The organism is Streptomyces sp. NPDC048461, assembly GCF_055587105.1.
Window position 1 is genome coordinate 170,410 of record NZ_JBVJGW010000008.1, and the last position, 25,412, is coordinate 195,821.

The 25,412-nt window shown below is 74.2% G+C and carries 21 protein-coding genes; 9 read left to right on the forward strand and 12 right to left on the reverse strand.

Going from position 1 to position 25,412, the window contains the following annotated elements:
• Positions 1 to 9: 9 nt before the first annotated feature.
• From ACZ6S8_RS16535 to ACZ6S8_RS16555, 5 genes are all read right to left on the reverse strand, one after another.
• Positions 10 to 489 (reverse strand): carboxymuconolactone decarboxylase family protein, encoded by a 480-nt coding sequence (locus ACZ6S8_RS16535; protein ID WP_469456281.1) that lies wholly within the window; start codon positions 487 to 489, stop codon positions 10 to 12.
• A complete protein-coding gene (locus ACZ6S8_RS16540) occupies positions 486 to 1,568 on the reverse strand; it encodes an NAD(P)H-dependent amine dehydrogenase family protein (protein ID WP_469456283.1) in 1,083 nt (360 codons plus the stop codon). Before ACZ6S8_RS16540 ends, ACZ6S8_RS16535 begins: the two co-directional genes overlap by 4 nt.
• Positions 1,569 to 1,632: 64 nt before the next feature.
• Positions 1,633 to 1,836 (reverse strand): DUF6126 family protein, encoded by a 204-nt coding sequence (locus tag ACZ6S8_RS16545; RefSeq protein ID WP_469456285.1) that lies wholly within the window; start codon positions 1,834 to 1,836, stop codon positions 1,633 to 1,635.
• A gap of 34 nt (positions 1,837 to 1,870) precedes the next feature.
• A complete protein-coding gene (locus ACZ6S8_RS16550; RefSeq protein ID WP_469456287.1) occupies positions 1,871 to 2,560 on the reverse strand; it encodes a helix-turn-helix domain-containing protein in 690 nt (229 codons plus the stop codon).
• 143 nt (positions 2,561 to 2,703) lie between these two features.
• The gene (locus ACZ6S8_RS16555; protein WP_469456288.1) at positions 2,704 to 4,239 is read right to left on the reverse strand and encodes an ATP-dependent DNA ligase; all 1,536 of its coding nucleotides are present in this window, start codon (positions 4,237 to 4,239) and stop codon (positions 2,704 to 2,706) included.
• 105 nt (positions 4,240 to 4,344) lie between these two features.
• On the opposite strand from ACZ6S8_RS16555, the gene ACZ6S8_RS16560 reads away from it, so the two are divergent.
• The 3 genes from ACZ6S8_RS16560 (at position 4,345) to ACZ6S8_RS16570 (ending at position 8,326) form a co-directional block, all read left to right on the forward strand.
• The gene (locus ACZ6S8_RS16560) at positions 4,345 to 4,581 is read left to right on the forward strand and encodes a hypothetical protein (protein WP_469456290.1); all 237 of its coding nucleotides are present in this window, start codon (positions 4,345 to 4,347) and stop codon (positions 4,579 to 4,581) included.
• 116 nt (positions 4,582 to 4,697) lie between these two features.
• Positions 4,698 to 7,463, forward strand: a complete 2,766-nt coding sequence (locus tag ACZ6S8_RS16565) for an alpha/beta fold hydrolase (RefSeq protein WP_469456292.1) — start codon at positions 4,698 to 4,700, stop codon at positions 7,461 to 7,463.
• Entirely contained in the window at positions 7,460 to 8,326 is an 867-nt protein-coding gene (locus tag ACZ6S8_RS16570) for an ABC transporter permease (RefSeq protein ID WP_267719297.1), read from the forward strand. Before ACZ6S8_RS16565 ends, ACZ6S8_RS16570 begins: the two co-directional genes overlap by 4 nt.
• 64 nt (positions 8,327 to 8,390) lie before the next feature.
• Here the strand turns inward: ACZ6S8_RS16570 and ACZ6S8_RS16575 are convergent, their stop codons facing one another.
• From ACZ6S8_RS16575 to ACZ6S8_RS16595, 5 genes are all read right to left on the reverse strand, one after another.
• Complete coding sequence (locus tag ACZ6S8_RS16575) at positions 8,391 to 9,347, reverse strand: D-2-hydroxyacid dehydrogenase family protein (protein ID WP_469456515.1); 957 nt, start codon at positions 9,345 to 9,347, stop codon at positions 8,391 to 8,393.
• 26 nt (positions 9,348 to 9,373) lie between these two features.
• The gene (locus ACZ6S8_RS16580; protein WP_469456294.1) at positions 9,374 to 10,324 is read right to left on the reverse strand and encodes an aldo/keto reductase; all 951 of its coding nucleotides are present in this window, start codon (positions 10,322 to 10,324) and stop codon (positions 9,374 to 9,376) included.
• A 209-nt stretch (positions 10,325 to 10,533) separates the two neighbouring features.
• Positions 10,534 to 11,694, reverse strand: a complete 1,161-nt coding sequence (gene galK / locus ACZ6S8_RS16585; protein WP_469456296.1) for a galactokinase — start codon at positions 11,692 to 11,694, stop codon at positions 10,534 to 10,536.
• Positions 11,691 to 12,728, reverse strand: a complete 1,038-nt coding sequence (gene galT / locus ACZ6S8_RS16590) for a galactose-1-phosphate uridylyltransferase (RefSeq protein WP_469456298.1) — start codon at positions 12,726 to 12,728, stop codon at positions 11,691 to 11,693. Before galT ends, galK begins: the two co-directional genes overlap by 4 nt.
• A gap of 14 nt (positions 12,729 to 12,742) precedes the next feature.
• Entirely contained in the window at positions 12,743 to 14,539 is a 1,797-nt protein-coding gene (locus tag ACZ6S8_RS16595; protein WP_469456300.1) for a glycoside hydrolase family 35 protein, read from the reverse strand.
• 338 nt (positions 14,540 to 14,877) lie between these two features.
• Between ACZ6S8_RS16595 and ACZ6S8_RS16600 the strand changes: the two genes are divergently transcribed.
• Complete coding sequence (locus tag ACZ6S8_RS16600) at positions 14,878 to 16,005, forward strand: LacI family DNA-binding transcriptional regulator (protein ID WP_469456302.1); 1,128 nt, start codon at positions 14,878 to 14,880, stop codon at positions 16,003 to 16,005.
• Positions 16,006 to 16,478: 473 nt separating this feature from the next.
• Here the strand turns inward: ACZ6S8_RS16600 and ACZ6S8_RS16605 are convergent, their stop codons facing one another.
• Both ACZ6S8_RS16605 and ACZ6S8_RS16610 read right to left on the reverse strand, forming a co-directional pair.
• Entirely contained in the window at positions 16,479 to 17,285 is an 807-nt protein-coding gene (locus ACZ6S8_RS16605) for a sugar phosphate isomerase/epimerase family protein (RefSeq protein WP_469456304.1), read from the reverse strand.
• A complete protein-coding gene (locus tag ACZ6S8_RS16610) occupies positions 17,282 to 18,358 on the reverse strand; it encodes a LacI family DNA-binding transcriptional regulator (RefSeq protein WP_469456306.1) in 1,077 nt (358 codons plus the stop codon). The genes ACZ6S8_RS16605 and ACZ6S8_RS16610 overlap by 4 nt, the downstream gene beginning before the upstream one ends.
• Positions 18,359 to 18,574: 216 nt before the next feature.
• Here ACZ6S8_RS16610 and ACZ6S8_RS16615 point away from each other — a divergent pair, with 216 nt between their 5' ends.
• The 5 genes from ACZ6S8_RS16615 (at position 18,575) to ACZ6S8_RS16635 (ending at position 25,350) form a co-directional block, all read left to right on the forward strand.
• Positions 18,575 to 19,699, forward strand: a complete 1,125-nt coding sequence (locus tag ACZ6S8_RS16615; protein ID WP_469456517.1) for a Gfo/Idh/MocA family protein — start codon at positions 18,575 to 18,577, stop codon at positions 19,697 to 19,699.
• Positions 19,696 to 20,853: a dihydrodipicolinate synthase family protein gene (locus ACZ6S8_RS16620; RefSeq protein WP_469456308.1), complete on the forward strand. Its 1,158-nt coding sequence runs from the start codon at positions 19,696 to 19,698 to the stop codon at positions 20,851 to 20,853. Before ACZ6S8_RS16615 ends, ACZ6S8_RS16620 begins: the two co-directional genes overlap by 4 nt.
• Positions 20,850 to 21,695 carry a sugar phosphate isomerase/epimerase family protein gene (locus ACZ6S8_RS16625; RefSeq protein ID WP_469456310.1) on the forward strand — a complete coding sequence of 282 codons (846 nt, stop codon included), beginning with the start codon at positions 20,850 to 20,852 and terminating at the stop codon, positions 21,693 to 21,695. Before ACZ6S8_RS16620 ends, ACZ6S8_RS16625 begins: the two co-directional genes overlap by 4 nt.
• 154 nt (positions 21,696 to 21,849) lie before the next feature.
• Positions 21,850 to 23,490: a N,N-dimethylformamidase beta subunit family domain-containing protein gene (locus ACZ6S8_RS16630; protein WP_469456312.1), complete on the forward strand. Its 1,641-nt coding sequence runs from the start codon at positions 21,850 to 21,852 to the stop codon at positions 23,488 to 23,490.
• Positions 23,491 to 23,817: 327 nt separating this feature from the next.
• Positions 23,818 to 25,350 (forward strand): glycoside hydrolase family 6 protein, encoded by a 1,533-nt coding sequence (locus ACZ6S8_RS16635; RefSeq protein ID WP_469456314.1) that lies wholly within the window; start codon positions 23,818 to 23,820, stop codon positions 25,348 to 25,350.
• Positions 25,351 to 25,412: the final 62 nt, after the last annotated feature.

Consider the following 25,412-nt stretch of genomic DNA (forward strand, 5'->3'; position numbering starts at 1 on the left):
GGACCCATGTCAGTGGCCCGGCAGCATGCAGACGCTGTCGAGGCCGAGCACGTGGTTGAGCCGGCCGAAGGCGAGCCAGGACCCGATGCTCATGGTCAGTTCGACGATCTCCAACTGGCTGTAGGACCCCGTCATCCGGTCCCAGAACTCGTCGTCGAGGCCGTGGTGGTCGAGGGTGTAGCGCTCGGCGTACTCGGCCGCCAGCCGGGTCCGCTCGTCGAAGCGGTCGGTGGTGCGCCACTCCGTCACCGCGTCGGAGAACTCCTCCTCGACCTTCTCCCCCTCGCGCTCGGTGCGCCAGTCCAGGCAGAAGACGCACCCGTTGATCTGCGCGACGCGCAGCCGGGCCGCCTCGAACTCGCGCAGGCCCAGGGTGGTGTGGGCGTACACGGACAGCGAGAAGTTGGCCGCCGCCATGCCGATGCCGGGGACCATGTCGCCCCACACGTACTCGATCGGGTGCTGGCCTTCGGGAATGTCGATCTTCATGGCTGTTTCCTTCCGAGTTTTCCGACGGCGGGGCGGATGGGGACGTCGAGGGCGTCGTAGAGGCCCGGTTCGGCCTCGGCGAGCCAGTCGATGGCGCCGACCAGGCGGCCGACGGCGGTGGCGTTCCCGCCGGCGGAGCGGTTCTCCCCCTCGTCGGTCGCCTCGATCGTGACCTCGATGCGGGGACGGCCCTCGATGACGACGCGGTGGGCGCCGTCGCCCCCGTCGGGCGGTGACGGCCAGTCCGGGGCGCACGAGGCGTGGATCCGGGTCACGTGCTCGATGACGATGCGCGGTTCGCCCTCGACGATGCCCTGCACCTCGAAGCGGACGGCGCCCTGCGTGCCGGCCTCGAACGTGCCCATGGTCCGCGTGGTGACGGTGGTGTCCAGTGCACGGCGTTCCACCGTCTCGCGTATGTCGTCGAGTTCGACGCCGAGCGCCCGCGCCATCATCCGCACCTGCCCGCCCCACACCATCGTGGGGATCGAGGGCAGGAGCATCATGGGCTCGTAGTCCATGGGCTGGCCCATGCCGATGAGGTGGCGCACGGAGTCCTGCTGGTCGTACGTGGAGTAGTCGAAGATCTCCTGGCAGCGGATCACGTCGACGGTGGTGCCGAGCCCGCTGAGCAGCAGGGGGAGCACGTCGTTGCCCCAGCCGGGGTCGACGCCGGAGGCGAAGAGGGAGCCGCCGCCCTCGGCGATCGCGGCCAGGACCGGGTCCCGGAACTCGGGCGGAGCACTGCGGTGGTCGTACAGCGGGTAGAGCGCGGGGCTGACGACGACGGCGCCGGAGCGGACCGCCCGGGTGATGTCGGCCAGCGCGTCGTCGGGGCGGACGTCCCCGGAGGCCGCGTAGACCACGGCCCGGGGGCCGGCGGCGAGGACGGCTTCGACGTCGTCGGTGGCCGCGACCCCCAACGGGCGGTCGAGTTGGCCGAGTTCGCCCGCGTCGCGGCCGACCTTGGCTGGATTGTGGACGATGACAGCGGTGAGTTTCAGTGCCGGATGGGCCTCGACGGCGCGGATGGCCAAACGGCCGACGTTGCCGGTACCCCAGACAACCGTGGAAATCATGCGCGGAGGGTAGCGACAGGACCTGCAGGTTCCTAGAGCCGCGAGCGGAAAGTTGGGCCCGGGGTCACTGGTTCTCGGCGCCCAGGACGAAGAGGAGGTAGACGAAGAAGGCGAAGAGGTGGCCGACGAACAAGTAGGCGATGAGCCGGATCACCAGACCGCGCGGGAACTTCGACTCGATGCGGGCGCGGACGCCCGTCGGCGCGGGCTCCTCCACGGCTCCCGGGGACGCCCCGGCGGGCTGCGCGGCCTCTGTCACGTGCGGCATGTTCTCTCCCTGGGACACGGGTACGGCTCCTCGGCTATCGGTCGTGCGTGGTCGCGCCGCCGAGACAGAGCCCGGCGAGGCTGCTCTGCAGCAGCGTGTGGACGAACAGCAGGTCGGCCCCGTCGGGGCCGGCCGCGGCGATCCTGTGCGGGGTGAGCGAGTCGAAGTGCGCGCTGTCCCCCGGCTCCAGCAGGTGCTCGGCGTCGCCGAGGTGCAGCCGCAGCCGCCCCTTGAGGACGTACAGCCACTCCTCGCCGGGATGCACGCGGACCAGGTCCTCCCGGCCGCCGGCGTACGGGACGTGCACGCGCAGCGCCTGCATCCCGCGCCCGGAGCCGCCCGCCTGCCAGTACGTCCACCCGTCGGCCTCGCGGGCCCCCGGAGCACCGGCCCGTACGATGGGGTCGGCGACGGCGGGGGTCTCGCCGAGCAGTTCGGAGACGGTCGTGCCGTAGGTACGGGCGAGGCCGAGCAGGAGCGGCAGCGAGGGCTGGCGCCGGCCGGTCTCCAGGCGGGACAGGTGGGCGGGCGAGAGGCGGGCCCGGGCGGCGGCGGCTTCGAGGGTGAGTCCGGCGCGGCGGCGCAGGTCGCGCAGCTGCGGGGCCACCGTGGGCAGCTCGTCGGGGCCGCGGTCCGCGTCGGCGGTGCCGGGGCGGCCGGCGGTTGCGGCGCTGCCGAGCGGGTCGGCCGCGTCTTCGGGGCCGGGTGCGGGACCGGGTGTCATGTACCGATTGAGCCAGAGACTTGCCTTTCTGGCAATCCGCCTTACCTCTGAGGCAAATTCCGCCGTCCGTTGGCCGGTGACCACCGCGACGGACCACCGACGGACCATCCCGGCACCGCGTCCCGGGGGCGGGGCCTCCGGCGTCAGCCCGCCGTGCCCTGCCCCAGCACCGTCTCCACCGTATCGGCCTGTTCCGCGGTCTTGTCCGGGCGGTGCCTCAGCACCCGGGCGAAGCGCAGCGCGACCCCGGCCGGGTAGCGCGGGGAGCGCTGGAGGCCGTCGTAGGCGATCTCCACCACCAGCTCGGGCCGGACCCGGACGGTGAACCCGTCGTCCGAGACGGCCAGCGCGCCCAGCGCGCCGGTCTGCCAGCGCAGCATCTCGTCGGTGAGTCCCTTGAAGGTCTTGCCGAGCATGGCGTACCCGCCGTCGGCGGTCCGCGCGCCCAGGTGCAGGTTCGACAGCAGCCCGGTGCGCCGCCCGTGGCCCCACTCGGCGGCGAGCACCACCAGGTCCAGGGTGTGCACCGGTTTCACCTTCAGCCAGTTCCGGCCGCGCCGGCCCGCGGCGTAGACGGAGTCGAGGGCCTTGACCATCACCCCCTCGTGGCCCCGGAGCAGGGTCTGCCTCCAGAACTCCTCGGCCTCGGCGGTCTGCGCCGCCGGATCGTCGACGACGAGCCGCCGCACCCGGGCGGTCTCGGGCACCAGGGCGGCCAGGGCCGCGTGCCGTTCGCGCACCGGCAGGTCGAGCAGGACGGTGTCCCCGGAGACGAGGACGTCGAAGAAGCGGGCCTCCAGCGGGAGCGTCCGGCGGGCCGCCTCCACGTCGGTGCGGGAGCCCACGCGGCTCGCCACCTCCTGGAAGGGGACCGGGCGTCCGTCCGGCGCCCGGCCGATGACCTCGCCGTCCAGGATGAACCGCTCCCCCGGCAGCGACCGGGCCAGTTCCGCCACCTCCGGGAGCCGCCCGGTGATCTCGTCCAGGGAGCGCGTGTACACCCGTACGCCGTCCCCGTCCCGGTGGACCTGTACCCGTACGCCGTCGAGCTTCTCCTCCACCGCGCAGGGCCCCAGCGTCTCCAGGGCCTCGGCCACCGACGCGGCGGTCGCGGCCAGCATCGGCTGGACGGGCTGCCCGACGCGGAGCGTGAAGCCGCCGAGCGCTTCCGCGCCCCCGGCCAGGACCGCCGCGGCCACCCGGGGCAGGGAGCCGTCCAGCATCACGGCCCGGCGCAGGCCGGCCGCCGGTACTCCGGCGGCGGCGGCCACCCCGTCCAGCGCCACGGCGTCGAGCGCGCCCTGGCGCACCTCGCCGGAGAGGAGGCTGCGCAGGAACGCCTGCTCGTCCCCGGTGGCCGCCCCCAGCAGGCCGTCGAGGACGCGGCGCCGCTCGGCCTGCGCCCCGGGGCCCGCTACGGCGGCCAGCGCGGACACCGCCTCGTCGACCGCGCGGACGGTCAGCCCGGGGGCGGCGGCCGGTTCGACCTCCCGGGCCAGCGCGCGCCAGCCGACGCCCGGACGGCCCTGCGGGAGCCGTCCGGCCAGGTAGGAGATCACCAGCGCCGCCTCCTCGGGCGGCGCGGCGGCGAAGACCTCCGCGAGGAGGGCGGACTTGCGGGAGCGGGCGGAGGTCTCGGCGACCTCCCGGGACACGCGCGCGACCTCGGCCAGCAGCATGCGGCCATCCTCCCGCCGGACGGCGCGCCCCGCAGGTCGGCCCCGGAACCCGGGCGCGCCACCGACCGCGATTACGTCCGGCCCGGACGTGGAAGCGATCTCCGCATGACGGAAAGCGCGAGTCCCTACATCTCCTCGGCGCGGGTCAGCGTGGGCGGCGTACAGCCCGGCGACCCGCCGTTCCGCATCGTGGAGATCGACGGCGAGGTCGTCGGCACCGCGAGAGCCATGACGGACGTGCTCCTGGCCGCCGCGGCCCTCGGCATCACGATCCACGACCTGGACGACCCGGGCGAGGTCCGGTGGGTCGGCGGCGGGAAGTTCCACTGGCACACGGGCTGAGCGGACCGGCGTACCGCAGGCGCGGTACGCCGGGCGGCGCGCGTACTCCTCCGGAAGGGCGGGACATCCCCCTGCGGGCGCTCGGGCACGGTGCGGCCTGCGACTAGGGTTTCCCCATGAAGCTCCGACTGCCCCGGCGCCGCCGCAGCCGCCTGATCGCGGGCGCCGCCGCGCTCGCCGTCGTCGCGGGAGCCGGTACGTGGACCGCCGCGGCCGCCGCCGGCGACCCGCCGGCCGTACACCGCGAGGACCGTGTCCTGGACATGCCCGGCGCCGGCATCGACACCTCGTACTTCACCGCGGGCGGCGGGGAGGACGGCGGGGGGAAACGGCCCGCCGTGCTCCTCGGGCACGGCTTCGGCGGCAGCAAGGACGACGTCCGGGCCCAGGCCGAGCAACTGGCCCGCGACGGGTACGCCGTCCTGACCTGGTCGGCGCGCGGCTTCGGCCGCTCCGGCGGCCGGATCGGGCTCAACGACCCGGAGCACGAGGTCAAGGACGTCTCGCGGCTCGTCGACTGGCTCGCGACCCGGCCCGAGGTGCGCCTCGACGCGGCCGGTGATCCGCGCGTCGGCGTGTCCGGGGCCTCCTACGGCGGGGCGGTCTCGCTGCTGGCCGCCGGGTACGACGCGCGGGTGGACGCGATCGCCCCCCAGATCACCTACTGGAACCTCGCCGACTCGCTCTTCCCCGGGGGCGTCTTCAAGAAGCTGTGGGCGGGGATCTTCTTCACCACCGGTTCCGCCGAGGGCCTGCAGCAGTCCGGGCGGGCCCCGGCCGGGCAGGCGCCTTCTGCGCGGCAACCGGCCGCTCAGGACGCGGCCCCGGGCGGAACGCAGGCAGCGGACCCTCCGGCCGCCCCCGGCTGCGGCCGGTTCCAGCCCGAGCTGTGCGCGATGTACGAGCGGGTCGCGGTGGCCGGCAAGCCCGACGCCGAGGCCCGCGCCCTGCTGGAGGGGCGCAGCCCCTCCGCCGTCGTCGGCAGGATCAAGGTGCCGACCCTGATCGTGCAGGGCCAGGACGACTCCCTCTTCCCGCTGGACCAGGCCGATGCCATGGCCACGGCCATCGCGGCGAACGGCGCGCCCGTCTCGGTGGACTGGGCGGCCGGCGGCCACGACGGCGGGATGCGGGAGGCCGGCCGGGCGAACGCCCGGGTGGCCGCCTGGTTCGACCGCTACCTGAAGGAGGACAGCGGCGCGGACACCGGTCCGGCGTTCCGCGTCTCGCGCTCCGGCGGCATCGACTCCACCGACGGGCAGGTGACGCTGCGCGGCGCCGAGGGCGACCGCTACCCCGGGCTCGCCTCCGGCCCCGAGCGGTTCGCCCTGTCCGGGCGCGAGCAGAGCTTCGCCAATCCGGCGGGCGGCGCGCCGCCCGCGCTGTCCTCGCTGCCGGGCATCGGAGGACAGCTCGCGGCCTTTGGCGCGGGGCTGTCCCTGGACTTCCCGGGGCAGAACGCGCGGTTCGAATCGGAGCCGCTGGCCAAGGACCTGCGCATCACCGGAACCCCGACCGTCACCCTGAACGTGAGGTCGACGGCCGCCGACGGATCGGCCGTCCTGTTCGGCAAGGTGTACGACGTGGGGCCAGACGGCCGGCAGCAGGTTCTGCCCAGTCAGCTCGTCGCCCCCGTCCGGGTGGAGGACGCCGGGCAGGGCCGGAGCATCGCGCTGCGGTTGCCCGCGATCGACCACGCGGTCGAGGCGGGGCACCGGCTGCGCCTGGTGGTCGCCGCGACCGACCTCGGCTACGCGACCCCGGCGGCGCCCGCCGTGTACACGGTCACGGCCGAGGGACCCCTGACCGTTCCCGTGGCCCCGGGGGTGCGCACCGCCTCCTCCGGGCTGCCCGCCTGGACGTGGGGGCTCCCGCTGGGCGCGGTCGCGCTGGCCGCGGCGCTGCTCGGGATCCGGCGGACCGGCGGAGGGCGCGGCGGGGCACCGGCTCCGGAGCCCGCGCTGGCGGACGTACCGCTGGAGATCACGGGGCTGACGAAGCGCTACGCGAAGGCCCAGGACCGGTACGCGGTCCGCGACCTGTCGTTCCGGGTGGAGAAGGGCCAGGTCCTGGGCCTCCTCGGGCCCAATGGCGCCGGCAAGACCACGACCCTGCGCATGCTCATGGGGCTCATCTCCCCGGACGCCGGTGAGATCCGGGTGTTCGGGCACGCGGTGCGCGCCGGGGCTCCGGTGCTGTCCCGCGTCGGCGCCTTCGTCGAGGGTGCGGGCTTCCTGCCGCATCTGACGGGCCGCGCCAACCTGGAGCTGTACTGGCAGGCCACCGGCCGGCCCGCCGAGGACTCGCAGATGGCGGAGGCCCTGGAGATCGCGGGCCTCGGCGACGCGCTGGAGCGCGCCGTGCGCACGTACTCGCAGGGCATGCGCCAGCGGCTCGCGATCGCGCAGGCCATGCTCGGCATGCCGGACCTGCTGATCCTCGACGAGCCCACGAACGGTCTGGACCCGCCGCAGATCCGGGAGATGCGGGACGTGATGATCCGCTACGCGGCCGGCGGCAGGACGGTCATCGTCTCCAGCCACCTGCTGTCCGAGGTGGAGCAGTCCTGCACCCACCTGGTGGTCATGGACCGCGGCCGGCTGGTCCAGGCGGGCGAGGTCGCGGAGATCACCGGCGGCGGCGACACCCTGCTGGTGACGCTGGCGGGACCGGTGGACGAGGTGGCCGTCGAGAAGGTGGCGGCCCTGGAGGGAGTGGGTTCCGTGGTGGCCGCCGACGACGGGCTGCTCGTACGGCTCGAAGGCGCGACGGCCACGGAGCTGATCGCCGAACTCGTACGGCTGGAGGTGCCGGTGTCCGGAGTGGGGCCGCACCGCCGGCTGGAGGACGCGTTCCTGACGCTGATCGGAGGTTCGGCATGAGTGCCGTCCAGGAGACCGCGCCCGGCTACCGGCCGGGCCGGACCCTGCCGCTGCGGGTGGAGGCGCTGCGGCAGTGGCGCCGGCGGCGGACGCTGGTCATGGGCGGGGTGCTCGCCGCGCTGCCGTTCATCATGATCGTCGCGTTCGCGGTGGGCGGCGGGCCGGACGACGGCCCGGGCGGCGGCAACGGCCGGATCACCCTGATCGACACGGCCACCGCCTCGGGCGCGAACTTCGCCGCGACCTGCCTGTTCGTCTCGGCGGGCTTCCTGCTGGTGGTGCCGGTGGCGCTGTTCTGCGGGGACACGGTGGCCTCGGAGGCGAGCTGGTCCTCGCTGCGCTACCTGCTGGCCTCGCCGGTTCCGCGGGCCCGGCTGCTGTGGAGCAAGCTCGTGGTGGCGCTGGGGTTCAGCCTGGCGGCGATGGTGCTGCTGCCGGTGGTGGCACTGGCTGCGGGTACGGCCGCGTACGGCTGGGGGCCGCTGAAGCTGCCCACGGGCGGGGCACTCGCGGCTTCGGAGACGGTGCCGCGACTCGCGCTGGCGGTCGCCTTCATCTTCGTGTCGCAGCTGGTCACGGCGGGGCTGGCGTTCTGGCTGTCCACGCGGACGGACGCGCCGCTGGGCGCGGTGGGCGGCGCGGTCGGTCTGACGATCGTCGGCAACGTGCTGGACGCGGTGACGGCCCTGGGGTCGTGGCGGGAGTTCCTCCCGGCGCACTGGCAGTTCGCCTGGGCGGACGCGCTGCAACCGCAGCTGGAGTGGGGCGGGATGGTCAAGGGGACCGCGGTGTCGGTGTCCTACGCCCTGGTGCTGTTCGCCCTGGCCTTCCGGGGCTTCTCCCGCAAGGACATCACCTCCTGACCGGGAGGGCCCCGGGACGCCGGGGCCGGGGCAGCCGGGGCCCGCACGGGCGGGCCCCGGTCCGTCACGGCAGGACGCGTACGGGCGAGCCGTCGAGGAACGCGGCGATGTCCTCGACGGCCTCGCCGTAGTACGTGGCGTAGTTGGCCCGCGTCACGTAGCCGAGGTGCGGCGTCGCCAGGAGCCTCGGGGCGGTGCGCAGCGGGTGTTCCTCCGGCAGCGGCTCGGTGTCGAAGACGTCGAGGCCGGCGCCGGCGATCCGGCCCGCGTGCAGGGCGGCGAGGAGCGCGTCCTGGTCGACGATGGCCGCCCGGGAGGTGTTGACCAGGTAGGCGGTCGGCCGCATCAGGGCGAGCTCGGGTGCGCCGATCAGGCCCCGGGTGCGATCGCCGAGGGCGAGGTGGACCGAGACGAAGTCGCTGTCCGCCAGCAGTTCCTCCTTGGATCCGGCGCGGCGCACGCCGACCTCCGCGGCCCGCTCGTCCGTGAGGTTGCGGCTCCAGGCCACCACGTCCATGCCGAACGCCAGCCCGACCCTGGCGACGCGGCCGCCGATCCTGCCGAGGCCGAGGAGTCCGAGGCGCCGGCCGTGCAGGTCGGCGCCGAGGGTGCTCTGCCACGGCCCGCCGGTGCGCAGGGCGGTGTTCTCCGGGACGATGCCCCGGGCCAGGCCGAGCAGCAGCGCCCAGGTCAGTTCGACGGGCGGGGTGCCGGAGCTGGCCGTACCGCAGACGGTGACCCCGTTGCGCGCGGCGGCGGCGTAGTCGATCACCGAGTTGCGCATGCCGCTGGCGACGAGCAGCACGAGACGGGGCAGCCGGTCGAGCAGGGAGGCCGGGAAGGACAGGCGCTCGCGCAGGGTGACGACGATGTCGAAGTCGGCCAGGCGGGCCGCGAGCCGGTCCTCGTCGGAGAGGTGGTCCGTGAACGTCACCACCTCCACCCGGCCGGCTATCGGGCTCCAGTCGGCGACGGTCGTCGCGGCTTCCTGGTAGTCGTCGAGCACGGCGCAGCGCAGCATGCCGTGCCCGCCGGACGGGGGACGGTTCACGCCGGGACGCCCGGTGCCACGGCCTCGATCGCGGCGAGCAGCTCGGCGTCCAGGGGACGGTCGGCGACGGCCGCGTTGGCCCGCACCTGCTCGGGCGAGGTGGCTCCCGCGATGACGGAGGCACAGCCGGGCTGCGCGGAGAGCCAGCCGACGGCGAGTTCGAGCACGCTGCGCCCGTGCTTCTCCGCGATCGCGGCCAGGCCTTCGACCACGTCGAGGCGTTCCTCCGTGAGGTAGCCGTCGCGGCCTTCGAGGCGCGAGCCGGCCGGGACGGGCGCACCGCGGCGGATCTTGCCCGTCAGGAGCCCGTTGGCGAGGGGGAAGTAGGGCAGGACCCCCACCCCGTAGTGCCGGGCGGCGGGGACGAGCTCGCGCTCGGCGGAGCGCTGCAGGAGGGACCACTCGTTCTGCGCCGACACGAAGGGCGCCGCACCCGTTTCGCGGGCGACGTGGGCGGCCTCGGCGAGCTGCCAGCCGCTGAAGTTGGAGTGCCCGATGTAGCGCACCTTGCCCTCGGCGACGAGCTCGGTGAGTGCGGTGAGGGTCTCGGCGACGGGCGTGGCCGGGTCCGGGCTGTGCAGCTGGTAGAGGTCGATGTGGTCGGTGTCCAGGCGGCGCAGGGACTCCTCGACGGCGCGCCGGACGTAGGCCCGGCCGCCGCGCGAGCCCGCGGCGGGCCCGTACTCCATGTCCATGCCCGCGAAGCCGAACTTGGTGGCGAGGACGACCTGGTCACGACGGCCCTTGAGGGCCTGTCCCAGGTGGCGCTCCGAGCCGCCGCCACCGCCGTAGATGTCGGCGGTGTCCAGGAGGGTGATTCCCGCTTCGAGGGCGGCGTCGACGACGGCGCGGGTGGCCCGGGCGTCGAGGCGGCCGCCGAAGTTGTTGCAGCCGAGTCCGACGGCGGAGACCTGCAGACCTGAACTGCCCAGGGAGAGATAGCGCATGGGTTCCGTTTCTCCGCTCTCGTGACGTCACGGTGATCACCGCGAAGGTACCCCACCGCACCTTGACGGCCACCGCGCCTCGGGCCTTGCCCCATGTCACCGAACCCGAGGTGCTCGCAGAGCGGGGCGACACCCTGGGCTCGCTCCACCGGGTGGTGCCATTCGACCGCTTCGGGCCCGGGGCCCGGGCCCCGGGCCCCGGCGGGCGGCTACCGCAGGCGGACCGCGCCGGCCGACGGAGCCGCCGTCGTGATGCGGGGCGGCGCGTAGCCCGCCCCGCGGAAGGCCTCGGTCACCGCCCGGCCCACCTCCGGCTCCGCGTCCGCGTCGATCAGGGCCAGCGCCGAGCCGCCGAACCCGCCGCCCGTCATCCGCGAGCCGTACGCCCCGGCCGCGGTGGCGGTGGACACGGCGAGGTCGAGCTCCGGGCAGGACACCTCGTAGTCGTCGCGCAGGGAGGCGTGTCCCTCGGTCAGCAGCGGCCCGGCTTCCCGCAGCCCGCCGGAACGCAGCAGCTCCACGATCCGCACGACCCGTTCGTTCTCGGTGACGACGTGTCGGACGCGCTTGCGGTGAACGGGGTCGGCGAGACCCGCCAGGGCCCGCTCCAGCCCGTCGTAGGGCAGGTCGCGCAGGGCGGGTACGCCGAGCACGGCGGCCGCCTCGTGGCACGACGCCCGGCGCTGCGCGTACGCCCCGTCGGCCAGGGCGTGCTTGACCCGGGTGTCGATGACGAGCAGGCGCAGGCCCGCCGCGGCGCAGTCGAAGGGGATGTGCAGCTGTTCGAGGCTCCGGGTGTCCAGGTGCAGGGCGTGGCCCTCGGTGGCGCAGGCGGAGGCCATCTGGTCCATGACCCCGCACGGGACCCCGACGTACGCGTTCTCCGCGCGCCGGGCGAGCGCCGCCAGCTCGGGGCGGGTCGGCGCGAGCCCGTACAGATCGGCGAGGGCCAGCCCGGCGGCCACTTCCAGGGCCGCGGAGGACGAGAGCCCGGCCCCGGTCGGCACCTCGGACCGGACGTGGAGGTCGGCGCCGCCACCGATCGGAAGGCCTGCGTCCAGCAGCGCCCACGCCACCCCGGCCGGGTACGCGGCCCAGCTCGCGGCACCCTGCGGGGGACGCGCCGGATCGAGCCCGGCGACGTCGAGGGAGACCGCCCCGGCGGGGGCGTCGGCCGAGTGGAGCCTGAGGATCCCGTCACCGCGCCGGGCGGCGGCGACCTCCGTGCGCTGCGGCAGTGCGAAGGGCAGGACGAAGCCGTCGTTGTAGTCGGTGTGTTCGCCGATCAGGTTGACGCGCCCCGGCGCCGCCCACACCCCCTCGGGGAGGTACCCGTACAGTTCCCGGAACTCCCGGGCCGCCCCGCTCACCGGCTCGCCACCTCGCGCAGGCGTGCGGCCGCGTCCTCGGGCCGGACGTCGTTCATGTAGGCCTCCATGCCGGATTCGGTGCCGGCGAGGTACTTGAGCTTGTCCGCGGTGCGGCGGACCGTGAAGAGCTCCAGGTGGAGCGCGAAGTCCTCGCGCCCGCTCCCCGTCGGGGCCTGGTGCCAGGCGGAGATGTACGGGGTCGGTTCGGGCCGGTCGAAGAGCCGGTCGAAGCGGCGCAGCAGCTCCAGGTAGACGCGGGGGAACTCGGCGCGGGCCGCCTCGCCGAGGGCGGGCAGGTCGGGGACGCGGCGGTTCGGGTAGAGGTGGACCTCGTACGGCCAGCGGGCCGCGTACGGCACGAAGGCGGTCCAGTGCTCCCCCTCCAGCACGATCCGCGAGCCGTCGGCGCGTTCGCCGGCCAGGACCTCGTCGAAGAGGTTGCCGCCGGTGCGGGAGCGGTGCTCCGCGACGGTGGCCTGCATCCGGGTGGTGCGGGCGGTGACGAACGGGAAGGCGTAGATCTGGCCGTGCGGGTGGGCGAGGGTCACGCCGATCTCGGCGCCCCGGTTCTCGAAGCAGTAGACCTGCCGGACGCCTTCGCGGGCGGAGAGGTCGGCGGTGCGGTCGGTCCAGGCGGCGAGCACCAGGGCGGCACGCCGCTCGTCGAGTTCGGCGAAGGAGGTCAGGTGCTCGGGCGTGAAGCAGATGACCTCGCAGCGGCCGGTGTCCCCGGCGAGGGACGGGAAACGGTTCTCGAAGACGGCCACCTCGTAGTCGGGCGCCGGGACTTCGCTCGCGCGCCCTCCGGTGGAGGGGCACAGCGGGCACTCGTCGGCGGGCGGGTGGTAGGTACGTCCCTGGCGGTGCGAGGCGATGACCACCGGGTCGCCGAGCAGCGGGTCGCGGCGGACCTCCGAGGCGCTCGCGGCGGCGCCGAGGGGGCGGGTGTCGGGGAAGGCGCGGGCCGCGGCCCCGTCGGTGTCGTAGTAGAGGATCTCGCGGCCGTCGGCGAGACGGGCGCTCGTGCGCTTCACGTGCGGAGCTTCTCTCATTGGAGGGTGACGACCTTGGGGCGGCCGAGGTCGGGACGGTCGCGCAGCGGCAGTTCGGTGCCGGGGCGCTCGCATTCGAGGACGATGATCTCGTTCTCCCCGGCGCGCCAGAGGGGACCGGGGGCGTAGAGGGTGCGCTGCGGGCCGCGCGGGGTGTCGTAGTGGCCGAGGAGGAAGCCGTTCACCCACACCAGGCCGGTGCCCCAGCCGGATACGTCCACGAAGGCGTCGGCCGGGGCGTCCGGGGTGTGGAGGTAGCGGTGGAAGGCCGGCCCCGCCCCGGCCGGCGGGCCCGCCGCGGGCTCGCGGGACCAGTCGAGCGACGTCAGGTCGGTGAGCGGGAGGGGGCGGATCTCCCATTCGAAGAGCTGCTGGTGGCCGTGCCGGACACCGCGCCAGATGCCCTTGCGGTCGTCGAGGAGCGGCCCGTAGTTGACCCGTCCCTGCGCCCGTACGAGGACGTCGAGGACCACGCCGGCCTCGCCGACGGCCAGGTCGAGGCCCTCGTCGGGCGCGTTGCGGTCGAGGACGCCGAGCGCGACCCCGTCGGCGAAGACGTACGCGCGGTCGCCGAGGCCGTCGATCCGGACGGGCATCGCGGGGCGCGGGCCGGTGATCGAGGTGCGGTAGTGGATCAGGCCGTGGCTCTGTCCGAGCCGCTCCATGGACTCGGGCGCGGCACGCATCACGGGCGGTCCGGCGAGACGGTCCAGGCCGTCGAGCAGCGCCGCGGTGCCGGCGGGGGCGGCGAGGGCGGGGGCCATGCGGGGCAGGGGCTCGGGCAGCGGTCCGTCGGGCAGGGGCAGGTACCTGCCGATGACCTCGCGGAACGCGTGGAACTTGGGCGTGAGTTCCCCGGCTTCGCCGATGGGTGCGTCGTAGTCGTAGCTGGTGACGGTGGGTTCGTAGCCGGGCTCGCCGGGCCGCGAACCGGTGTGGTTGGCGCCGGCCCAGAAGCCGAAGTTGGTGCCGCCGTGGGCCATGTAGAGGTTGACGGACGCGCCCGTGGCGAGGAGTTCGTCGAGGGCACCGGCCGCGTCCTCGACCGCGCGGACGTGGTGGTCCTCGCCCCAGTGGTCGAACCAGCCGATCCAGAACTCCATGGCGGCGAGCGGGCCGGTCCGCTGGTAGCGGCGCAGGGCGTCGAGGCGCTCGGCGGGCCGGGCTCCGAAGGTGGCCGTGGCGAGGCGGCCGGGGACCCTCCCGCCCTGGAGCATGGCGTCCTCGGGGCCGTCCGCCGTGAAGAGCAGGCAGTCGACGCCGCGTTCGACGAGTGCCCGCTCCACGTGGGCGCGGTAGCGGACGTCGTCGCCGTACGAGCCGTACTCGTTCTCTATCTGTACGGCCACCACCGGGCCGCCGCGGCCGGCGAGCAGGGGGAGCAGTTCGGGGACGACGGCGTCGAACCAGCCGTCCACCTCGGCCTCGAACCGCGGGTCGGAGCAGCGCAGGTGGAGGCCGTCGACGGCGAGGAGCCGCGCGGGCAGCCCGCCGAAGTCCCATTCGGCGCAGATGTAGGGGCCGGGCCGGACGATGGCGTCGAGGCCGGCGTCCCGGGCCAGGCGCAGGAAGCGGGCGAGATCGCGCGGGCCGGTGAAGTCCGCCTTGCCGGGGGCCGTCTCGTGGAAGTTCCACGGGACGTACGTGTCGACGGTGTTCACCCCCAGGGCGCGCAGCCGCCGCAGTCGGTCCTCCCACAGGTCCGGGTGGACCCGGAAGTAGTGCAGGGCCCCGGAAACGATGCGGTGGGGCCGGCCTGCGCGCCGGAATCCGTCCTGGTCGTGCGTGAGCATGCGCTGACTCCCGGGAGAGGTCGAGACGGCGTGGGGTGCACGCGTGGGGGTGGTGTGGGTGCGGGGCGTGGGTGTGGGTGTGGGTGTGGGTGTGGGTGTGAGTTGCGGGGTGCGGGCGCCACCGAATATATGAACGCACTGGCGGCACCGTCAATGACCAGTTGATCAGATTCGATCGATTCGATCGAATCAAATGCTTATGATGTCGCTGGGCGCCCCGCACGCACCCTGGCGTACCCGTACGTCCCGCGCGTACCCGTACGTGCCGCGCATACCCGTACGCTCCGATTCCCGCGCCGGACCGGCCCACCGCGACCGCGCAGACAGCAGGGGGACACTTGAGACCGCACGTAGACCAGCGCCAGGCCCGCGTACTCGCCCTCGTCCGGGCGCGCGGCAGTGTGCGCGTGGCGGACCTGGCCAAGGAGCTCGGCATCTCCCCCGTCACGCTGCGGCGGGACATCGAGGCGATGACGGCGCGGGGCGAGATCCAGCGCATGCACGGGGTGATCAGCCGGGTGGACCCGGCGCACGGCCCGGCGGCCCACCGGACGGGGGCGCAGTCTCCGGCAGGCGCCGTCGCCCGTGGCGCCGCGGGCCACACCGGCGGCGGGGAGGGACTCGTGGTCGGGATGGTGGTGCCGACGACGGAGTACTACTACGCGGACGTCGTCCGCGGCGCCCGTGAGGCGGTCGAGGCGCGCGGCGCCCGGCTGACCGTGGGACTGACCCGGTACCTCCCGGGCGAGGACCGCACCCAGGCGGACCGGCTGGTGTCGACCGGGGCGCACGGACTGCTGCTGACGCCGAACTGGGAGGCCGGGTCGCCGGGGCCCGAGGAGGGCGCCTGGGCGGCGGAACTCCCGGTCCCGACGGTCCTGGTGGAGCGCTGGGCTCCGCCCGGGCATCCGGCGGCGGCGCTGGACCGGGTCGCGTCGGACCACGCCCACGGGGCGGCCCGGGCCGTGCAGCACCTGGCCGAACTGGGCCATCGGCGGATCGCCCTGGCCAGCCGGACCACCCCGACGACGGCACGGCTGCGGGCCGGGTACGAGGCCGCTGTGGCCGCCCTCGGACTGGAGCAGGCCCCGCCGTGGCCCGCGGCCGGACCGGACCCCCTGCCGGAGGCCGACCTCTTCGCCCGGACCCTGGAATACCTGTGCGCGGCGGTGACCGGGGGCGGGGTGACCGCGGCACTGATCCACAGCGACACGGACGCGATCATGCTGATCCCGCGGCTCACGGCGCGCGGCGTGCGGGTCCCGGAGGACCTGGCCGTGATCACGTACGACGACGAGGTGGCCGGCATGGCCGACGTACCGCTTTCGGCGGTGGCGCCCGCGAAGCACGAGGTGGGCGCGCGGGCTGCGGGACTGCTGCTGGACCGGCTGCTCGCGGACGGGGACTCGGAGGCCGGCCCCCGCCAGCACCTGGAACTCCTCCCGCGACTGACCATCCGCCCCTGACGACACGACGGCTGCTCCCCCACAACCGATCGTTTCGATCGCCCCTCCCACCCCTCGGACGGGGCACCGCCGCGGCCGGGCCACCTACGCCGACGGCAGGCCCGGGGCCGAGGCACGCATCCCCGAGGGGACGCACCGCGCCCCCAGGGGACACCGGCACAGGCGGGCAGCACGTAAGGGAGGGCAGCGCGTGAGGCGGGACACCTCCGCGGCACGGGCGTGAGACGGGGCACCACCGCCGCACGGGCGTGGGGCGGGACACCACCGCGGCACGGGCGCGAGACGGGACACCACCGCGGCACGGGACGGAGCGGCGCCCCGTGACCCAGGCCGGCAAGCGGACCCGCATGACCCGCACACCACAGCAGCGGCGGGGAAGGACGCCGGCGCGGTGGCAGAGGCGCCCGGGGCCCCGCCAGGGCGCTGGAGGCGGGGCGGGTCCCACGGGACCCGTCGCCCGTTCGGCCATCCGGCTAGTCGGCCGGAGTTCCGGGGGGTCGGCCCGCCTCCAGGTCCTGGAGGTACCGCCGGCCCCGGTCGAGCTGCCCGGCCAGCTCGGCCGCCTCGGGGTACCACCGCTTCTCGTACTCCCAGCAGACCCACCCGTCCGCCGGCAGTGTGGCCACCACCTCGGCGAGCGGCAACACCCCCGATCCGAGCCCGACCGGGGTGAGCTCCCGGGCCGAGGCCACGTCCTTCACCTGGACGTAGCCCGCGTGCTCCCCGAGGGCCCGCCGCGACTCGGCCGGCGTCTCGCCTCCCAGCCAGGTGTGGAGCACGTCCCACAGCGCACCGGCCCCCGGCTGGGCGACCCGGTCCAGCACCCGCGCCACCGCCGCCCCGGTCCGGTGGGAGTCGTGCGTTTCCAGCAGCACCCGTACGCCCTGGCGCTCCGCGTACGGTGCGGTGGCCAGCAGCCGCCGTACGGCATTGGCATCCGCGGCCGCCGCAGGCAGCTCGGCGCCGCCCGGGAAGACCCGCACGTACGGGGCTTCTAGGTCGGCGGCGAGGCGAACCAGGTCGCGCAGATCGGCGAGGACGGGCCCGTCGGCCCCGGCGGCGGCCACCCGGACGTACCCGGCGACCCCGAGGGCCCGCACCCCCTCCCGGGCGAGAGTCCGACGCCCGGCGGCACGCTCGGCGGGCGAACTGTCCGGATGCAGGGGCTCCTCGGCATGGGCCCGTAGTTCGAGGCCGTCGAACCCGTGCATGGCCGCCAGGCCCGCGCTGCGGTCGAGCGGGGCGCCCGGCACCCCCAGTGTGGAGAAGGCGTACTTCACGGGCGGCTCCCTTCCGCCGGAGGCGGCCCGGTGGAGCCGCGCACCATGAGTTCGGTGGGCAGGGTGGTGAGGCCGCCGGGCGGCAGGGGTCGGCGCCCGGTGACCAGCTGGGCGACCAGGGTCCCCGCCTCCCGCAGCGGCACCCGGACGGTGGTGAGCGCGGGCGCCGTGTCCACGCAGAACGGCAGGTCGTCGAAGCCCGCGACGGACACCTCCTCGGGAATCCGTATCCCCGCGTCCCGCAGGGCGGCGGCGACACCCGTGGCAACGGTGTCGTTGGCGGCGGCGACGGCGGTGAAGTGCTCCCCGCGCCGGAGCAGTTCACGGGTGGCGTCGTAGCCGGCGGACCGCTCGAACCCGGCGTGCACCGTGAGCGGGGCACAGGCGTCGGCCAGACCGGGGTCGTGCCGCGCCAGGGCCGCACTGTGTCCCTCGAGGCGCTCCCGGGTGGTGCTGAGCCCCGGGGGTCCGGCGACATAGGCGATGCGGCGGTGGCCGAGTGCCAGGAGGTGTTCGGCGAGCCGGAAGGCGCCACCCCGGTCGTCGAACATCACCGTGGCCACGGGCAGGTCGGCCGGCAGGGGCATCGGGGGGCGCCCGCACAGGACGACGGGAACACCGCCCGCGGCCATGCGGGTGACCCGTGCGGCGAGCGCGGCCGTGTGTCCGGGATCCTCCGCCGCGCCGCCGGTGAGGACGATCCCGCCGGCGCGCTGGCCGTCCAGTAGTGCGAGGTAGGCCAGTTCGGCCTCGGGGGCGCCCTGTGTGTTGCAGACGACGGCGAGCCGGCGCCCGTCCGACGGGCCGGTGGGAGCGAGCGCACTCTGCAGGGAGCCGGCAAGGATCCCGAAGAAGCTGTCCGCGACATCGTGGACGAGCACGCCGACGAGGTCGGACGTGGCTGCCGCGAGTGCCCGGGCGGGGCCGTTGGCCACGTATCCCAGGTCTTCGACCGCCTGCTCCACACGGGTCCGCGTGCCGCCGGCCACCGGGTATCCGCCGTTCAGTACGCGGGAGACCGTGGCCGGCGAAACACCCGCCCGCGCCGCGACCTCGGCGAGAGTCACCGCCATGCTGCACCCCTCCTCTTTCCGTCCCGGGTCATCGTCTCATCCGGCGTGTGAGTCCATGGTGCACGATTCAGAAAGCGCTTTCTATCACCCGTACGAGTGTTGCACCTGCGCCATCGCACGCCCTAGCCTGATAGAAGAGAAAGCGCTTTCTATGGAGCGCCAGCCGAGATTCAGCAAGGAGGGGACACCGTGGAACGCAGGACGATCAAGATCGCCATGAACGGCGTGACCGGCCGCATGGGGTACCGGCAGCATCTCGTCCGGTCCCTGCTCGCCCTGCGCGAGCAGGGCGGGCTGGACCTGGGGGACGGCACGGTGCTGTGGCCGGAGCCGGTCCTCGTGGGGCGCCGGGAGCCCGCTCTCAGAGCCATCGCCGAGCGCCACGGCCTGGACCACGTCAGCACGGACCTGACCGCCGTACTGGCGGACCCCGAGGTCGAGATCTACTTCGACGCCCAGGTGACCGGGGCCCGCGAGTCGGCGGTGCGGGAGGCGGTGGCGGCGGGCAAGCACGTGTACTGCGAGAAGCCCACCGCGCTGTCGTTCGCGTCCTCGCTGGAGTTGGCCCGGCTCGCGACGGCCGCCGGGGTCAAGCACGGCGTGGTCCAGGACAAGCTGTTCCTGCCGGGACTGCTGAAACTGAAGCGGCTGATCGAGGGCGGGTTCTTCGGCGAGATCCTGTCCGTCCGGGGCGAGTTCGGCTACTGGGTGTTCGAAGGTGACTGGCAGGCCGCCCAGCGGCCGTCGTGGAACTACCGCGCGCAGGACGGCGGGGGAATCGTCGCGGACATGTTCCCGCACTGGGAATACCTCCTGCACGAGCTCTTCGGCCGCGTGCGTACCGTCCAGGCCCTGACGCGCACGCACATCGGCCGGCGCTGGGACGAGGAGGGCAAGCCCTACGAGGCGACGGCCGACGACGCGGCGTACGGCATCTTCGAGCTGGAGGGCGGCGCCGTCGCGCAGATCAACTCCTCCTGGGCCGTGCGGGTCCACCGCGACGAACTGGTGGAGTTCCAGGTGGACGGGACCCACGGGTCGGCCGTGGCCGGCCTGCGCGGATGCCGCGTCCAGCACCGCGGCACCACGCCCAAGCCGGTGTGGAACCCGGATCTGCCGCAGGGCGAGTCCTTCCGTGCCCACTGGCAGGAGGCTCCGGACAACTCCCCCTCGGACAACGGCTTCAAGGTGCAGTGGGAGCTCTTCCTGCGACATGTCGTGCTCGACGAGCCGTGGCAGTGGGACTTCCTGGCCGGTGCCCGCGGGGTACAGCTGGCCGATCTCGGTCTGCGCTCCTCCGCCGAGGGACGCCGTCTGTCCGTTCCGGAGGTGACCCTGTGAGCATCCGGCTGCCGTCGGCGGACGGCTCGTTCCGGCCCTACCGTCCGAATCCCGACCCGTTCGCGCCGCTGACCCACGCACCGGCCCGCAGCCGTACGTTCTACGCGGCGGCGCACGTGGTCGCCGATCCGCTGGCCGCCTCGGCGGAGGCGGCGCCCCTGGTCGACTGGGAGGCCACGCTGGCCTTCCGGCGCCGCCTCTGGTCTCAGGGTCTCGGGGTCGCCGAGGCCATGGACACGGCGCAGCGCGGCATGGGCCTGGACTGGCCGACCGCGGCGGAACTGATCCGCCGCTCGGCGGCCGAGGCCCGGGCCCAGGGCGGGCGCATCGTCTGCGGCGCGGGTACCGACCAGCTGGAGCCGGGCCGGACGCACTCGCTCGACGCCATCACCAAGGCGTACGAGGAGCAACTCGCGCACACCGAGGCCTGTGGAGCGGGGGCCGTCCTCATGGCCTCACGCGCCCTGGCCGGGGCCGCCCGGGGTCCGGAGGACTACCTGGAGGTCTACGGCACGTTGCTGAGACAGAGCGCGTCGCCCGTGGTTCTGCACTGGCTGGGGCCGATGTTCGATCCGGAACTGGACGGCTACTGGGGCGGCGTCGACCTCGACGAGGCAGTGGAGGTCTTCCTCAAGGTCGTCGCGGAGTCGCCCGGGAAAGTGGACGGGGTCAAGGTGTCCCTGCTGGACGCGGAGCGGGAGGTGGACATCCGGCGGAGACTGCCGGCCGGGGTGCGCTGCTACACGGGCGACGACTTCCACTATCCGGAGCTGATCGCCGGGGACGGGGCGCTGGCCAGCGACGCGCTGCTGGGGATCTTCGATCCGATCGCCCCGATCGCGGCCCGGGCCGCTCTCGCCCTCGACCGCGACGATCAGGCGGGCTTCCGGGAGCTGCTCGATCCCACGGTCCGCTTGTCGAGACATCTGTTCGCTCCGCCGACGCGCTTCTACAAGACCGGCGTGGTCCTGCTGGCCTGGCTGGCCGGCCACCAGGATCACTTCGGGATGGTGGGCGGGCTCCAGTCCGCCCGCTCACTCCCCCATCTCGCCACTGCCTACGAGCTGGCGGACGGGCTGGGGCTGTTCCCGGACCCCGAGCTCGCCGAAGACCGCATGCGGCGGCTGCTCTCGGTGTACGGGGTGACCTCGTGAGCGGGGAAGGAGCCCCGGCTCCGGCACGGTTCAGCCTCAACCAGGAGACGGTCCGCCAGTGGTCGCTGCCCGAGCTCGTCGCCGGGTGCACGGCGGCCGGGGTGGGCGCGGTCGGCCTGTGGCGCGACCCGGTCCGCGGATTCGGGGTACGGGAGACGGCGAAGCTGGTCGCGGGGGCCGGGTTGCGCGTCAGCTCGCTGTGCCGTGGAGGGTTCTTCACCGCCGCCGATGCGGCCGGCCGGGCGCTCGCGCTCGACGACAATCGCCGGGCCGTGGAAGAGGCGGCCGAACTCGGCGCCGACACCCTGGTCCTGGTGTCGGGGGGCCTGCCCGCGGGCGACTGCGACCTGCCGGGGGCGAGGCTCCGGATCGTCGAGATCCTCGGCGAGCTCGCACCCTGGGCCGGCGCGCACGGGGTACGTCTGGGCATCGAGCCCCTGCATCCGATGTTCGCCTCGGACCGCTGCGTGGTCTCCACGCTGGGGCAGGCCCTCGACATCGCCGAGCAGTTCCCGGCCGATCAGGTGGGCGTGGTGGCCGACGCGTACCACCTCTGGTGGGACGAGAGGTTGCCCGCCGACCTACGGCGGGCGGGCAGGGGCGGTCGCATCACGTCCGTCCAGGTGGCCGACTGGGTGACGCCGCTCCCGGAAGGCGTGTTGCTCGGGCGCGGGCAGCTCGGCGACGGCTGCGTCGATCTGCGGGCGTTCCGCGAGCTGGCCGACACGGCGGGATACCGCGGGCCGGTGGAAGTGGAGATCTTCAACCCCGGCCTGTGGGCGCGGGACGGCACGGAAGTACTGCGGGAGGTGATCGAGCGCTACCGCGAGCACGTCGACTGAGGAGAGCGCCTGGGGCCGACCGCTCCCCCGGAGACCTCGGTGAGCGCGCTCCGCGGAACGGCCGCCGGGGCTCCCCGGCGCACCCCCGCGCGGTTCGCGGGTGGCGGGAGGGGTGGTCCGGGACGGGTTCCGGCGCTGGCATAGCGTGCTCCGCATGGATCAGGACCACATGGACGGGTACGGCGAACGCGCCGACAGGCGGCGGTTCCTCGCCCTTGCGACGGGGGCTGCCACCGCCGCCGGTCTCGGAACCGTGGCCGGCTGTGGGGACGGCGACGGGCCAGCAGGCGGGGACCGTGCTGCCGACGGGCAGCGCGGGAAGCCCGGCGACGGATCGGCAGCGCCCGAGGGTGCACCCTCGGCGCCCCGGACGGCGGGGTTCGACGTCGCGGCCGAGAACGCCCGGCCGGGCGACCCCGACTGGCGGATCACCGAGCCCGGGCCGGACCGGGCCATCGAGGGCTTCGCGGACCGGGTGAGCGTCCTGCCCGGCGAGCCCCTCGGGCTGCACGTGTCCACCACCGCACCCCGGTTCACCGTCTCCGCCTACCGCATGGGCTGGTACGGCGGGGCCAGGGCCCGGCTCGTGTGGCGTTCCGAGGCGCTTGCGGGAACCCGGCAGCCGGAGCGGACGGTGGACTCCGGGACGAGGATGGTGCGCACCCAGTGGGCCCGTACCACCACCCTCGAGACCACGGGCTGGCCCGAGGGCTGTTACCTCCTGCGGCTCGACGCGCAGGGCGGCGAGGGAGGCCGGCGCTTCGTGCCGTTGACCGTGCGTTCGGCTGCGACGGCGGGCCGTACGGTGGTGGTCAACGCGGTCGCCACCTGGCAGGCGTACAACCGGTGGGGCGGCTACGGCAGCTACGACGGCCCGAGCGGCGGGTATGCCTCGCGGTCGCTCGCCGTGACCTTCGACCGGCCGTACGCGTACGACGACGGCGCGGGTCTGTTCCTGGAGTACGAGGCCCCGCTGATCGCGCTCGCCGAGCGGCTCGGCATACCCCTGGCCTACGCGACGACCGTCGATGTGGCCCGGGAGAAGCGCCTGTTGGAGGGCGCGTCGGCGGTGCTCTCCCTCGGGCACGACGAGTACTGGTCGCCGGAGCAGCGGGCCCACGTCACCGCGGCCCGCGACACCGGTACCAACCTCGCGTTCCTCGGTGCGAACTGCTGCTACCGGCGCATCCGCCTGGAGGCTTCGGAACTGGGGCCGGACCGGACGGTGGTCTGCTACAAGACCTCGTTCGCCCAGGATCCCGGCTTCCGCAGGGGCCACCCGGCCACGGCCGACTTCCGTGCGGCGCCCGCCCCGGACCCGGAGAGCTCGCTGCTGGGCGTGATGTACGACGGCTACCCGGTGGACGCCCCGTACGTGGTGACCCATCCGGAGCACTGGCTGTTCGAGGGCACCGGGGTACGGGCGGGCGACCGGTTCGCCCACCTGGTCGGGGTGGAGTACGACAAGGTCGACACCGGCTCCCCCACGCCCCGCCCGATCGAGATACTCGCCCACTCCCCGGTGGTATGCGAGGGCCGGCCCAGCCACCAGGACACGGCGTACTACACGGCGCCGGGCGGTGCGGGGGTGTTCGCGACCGGGACGATGCGGTGGGTGGAGGCCCTGGACGCACACGGCGACGGCTCCGGCAGCGCCAACCACGGCCTGGACGCGCGGGCGGGGGCGCTGACCAGCCAAGTGACGGAGAACCTCCTGCGGCACTTCGCGGCAGGCCCGGCGGGCCGGACGCGTCCCGCACGGGACAACGTCGAGGCGGTGTACGGCGGCGCCTGAACGGCCGGGCGGAGGAACCAGAGCACCGGGCCGGCGCCGACGGCCGGCCTTCCGTCGCCCCGTCGACATACGCGGGCGGCAGAACCCCGCCTTGCGATCCGGCGGGCGAACTGGCTTCCTCCTTCTCCGATGGGGCTGTGGGAGAGGTCACACATCACCGTCCCCTGTGGTCTCGTGACGCAACGCCAGGTGATCATGGAGCGGGGTTCGTGCGACGGGGGAGGGCTCGGTAGACGCACGAGGGGAGCCTTCATCGGGGTATGCCTCCGCGCCGTTACGGCCGGCCCGTCATCACCGGCCCGTCACGACCGAAGAAAGAAGGCTCCCATGACTGCGAGGCCCAGGCTGCTCCCGGCGGTCGCCGTTCCGGTGCTGGCCACCGCTCTGCTGGCATCGCTCGCCCCGTCCTCCACCGCGGCTCCGGTTGCCGCGGCTCCGGCTCCGGCTGCCGCGGCCGCGCCGCAGGCGCTCTACGGCGAGCTGGCGAAGAACGGCACGTTCGCCCCCGGCACCGCCGACTGGTGGTCCAGCGGCGCCACCCTGGCCGCCGCGGGCGGGGCGGCGGTCGCGACCGTCAACGGAGGTACCGGCAAGCTGTGGGACGCGATGATCGGGCAGGACGACGTCCGTCTCCGTCCCGGCGTCGCCTACACCTTGTCCTTCGACGCCAGGGCCTCGGTGCCGGCGAAGATGCGTACGACCGCCCAGCTCGGAGCGGCACCCCACACGGCGGCGCTGGACCGGACCGTCGATCTGACGACAGCCTCCCAGCGCTTCACCATGCCGTTCACTTCCGGCATCGACACGACGACCGGAGCCATCACGTTCCAGTTCGGTGGCCGGCCGGTCACGACGGACATCGTCATCGACAACGTCTCGCTGACCACGTCCACCGCCCGCGAGGGCTTCTACGTGGACCCCGCGAACAACGCCGCGACCTGGGTCGGGAACAACCCGGGTGACGCCCGGGCCGCCAAGATCAAGGCGGCCATCGCGGACCGGAACACCGTCAAGTGGTTCGGGGACTGGGACGCGGACGGCAATGCGGCCACCGGCATCCAGACCGAAGTGTCCGACTACGTCGGGGCAGCCGCGGCGCAGGGCAAGGTGCCGGTGCTGGTCGCCTACAACATCCCCGGTCGGGACTGCGGCGGGGCCTCTTCGGGCGGCGCCGGCTCGCCCGACCTGTACAAGGCGTGGGCCGACAAGTTCGCGCGGGGCATCGCGGGCCGTCCGGCGATCGTCGTGCTGGAGCCGGACGCGGTGGCCCAGTCCTCGGACGACGCCTGCATGAAGGGCACGGCCGAACAGCGCTTCGACATGCTGTGGTACGCCACCCAGCACCTCCAGCAGCAGGGCGCGCTCGTGCAGACCTACCTCGACGCGGGCAATGCCACCTGGACCCTCGGACCGGACCTCAGCGGCGCCCAGGGCATCGGCCTCAAGAAGATGGCCTACCTGCTCAACCGCTCCGGGGCCTCCTTGGCCCGCGGCGTCTCCGTCAACGTCTCCAACTTCGACGACACCGCCGTCGCCGACGACTACGCGAAGCGACTGGCGGCGCAGCTCAAGACGGACTTCGGCCTCACCACCCGGTGGGTGGTGGACACCTCCCGCAACGGCAACGGCGCCCACGTCGTCCCCGGCTCCCCCGGCAGCGGCCACGTCGGCTTCTGCAACCCGGTCCGGCGCAAGCTCGGCGTGACGTCGCGGGCCGGCAGCGCGGGCGGTGCGGAGTACCAGCTCTGGCTGAAGAGCCCCGGCGACTCCGACGGCAACTCCTCGCAGTGCCCGGCCGGGTCCCCGCCCGCCGGCGTGTTCTCCCCGCAGCTGGCCGAAGCACTGATCGACGGCCGCTGAGCGGAGCCCGCTCCCCCTGCTCGGTCTGGCCGGCGGACCGGTCCGCCTCCTCGTGGAGGTGG

Coding starts and splice junctions, on each gene's coding strand:
- ACZ6S8_RS16635 (WP_469456314.1), top strand. CDS start 23,818: ATGACTGCGAGGCCCAGGCTGCTCCCGGCGGTCGCCGTTCCGGTGCTG.
- ACZ6S8_RS16610 (WP_469456306.1), bottom strand. CDS start 18,358: ATGGCGGTGACTCTCGCCGAGGTCGCGGCGCGGGCGGGTGTTTCGCCG.
- ACZ6S8_RS16565 (WP_469456292.1), top strand. CDS start 4,698: ATGAAGCTCCGACTGCCCCGGCGCCGCCGCAGCCGCCTGATCGCGGGC.
- ACZ6S8_RS16595 (WP_469456300.1), bottom strand. CDS start 14,539: ATGCTCACGCACGACCAGGACGGATTCCGGCGCGCAGGCCGGCCCCAC.
- ACZ6S8_RS16615 (WP_469456517.1), top strand. CDS start 18,575: ATGAACGGCGTGACCGGCCGCATGGGGTACCGGCAGCATCTCGTCCGG.
- ACZ6S8_RS16630 (WP_469456312.1), top strand. CDS start 21,850: ATGGATCAGGACCACATGGACGGGTACGGCGAACGCGCCGACAGGCGG.
- ACZ6S8_RS16540 (WP_469456283.1), bottom strand. CDS start 1,568: ATGATTTCCACGGTTGTCTGGGGTACCGGCAACGTCGGCCGTTTGGCC.
- ACZ6S8_RS16580 (WP_469456294.1), bottom strand. CDS start 10,324: ATGCGCTATCTCTCCCTGGGCAGTTCAGGTCTGCAGGTCTCCGCCGTC.
- ACZ6S8_RS16555 (WP_469456288.1), bottom strand. CDS start 4,239: ATGCTGCTGGCCGAGGTCGCGCGCGTGTCCCGGGAGGTCGCCGAGACC.
- ACZ6S8_RS16535 (WP_469456281.1), bottom strand. CDS start 489: ATGAAGATCGACATTCCCGAAGGCCAGCACCCGATCGAGTACGTGTGG.
- ACZ6S8_RS16560 (WP_469456290.1), top strand. CDS start 4,345: ATGACGGAAAGCGCGAGTCCCTACATCTCCTCGGCGCGGGTCAGCGTG.
- ACZ6S8_RS16570 (WP_267719297.1), top strand. CDS start 7,460: ATGAGTGCCGTCCAGGAGACCGCGCCCGGCTACCGGCCGGGCCGGACC.
- ACZ6S8_RS16545 (WP_469456285.1), bottom strand. CDS start 1,836: ATGCCGCACGTGACAGAGGCCGCGCAGCCCGCCGGGGCGTCCCCGGGA.
- ACZ6S8_RS16575 (WP_469456515.1), bottom strand. CDS start 9,347: ATGCTGCGCTGCGCCGTGCTCGACGACTACCAGGAAGCCGCGACGACC.
- ACZ6S8_RS16550 (WP_469456287.1), bottom strand. CDS start 2,560: ATGACACCCGGTCCCGCACCCGGCCCCGAAGACGCGGCCGACCCGCTC.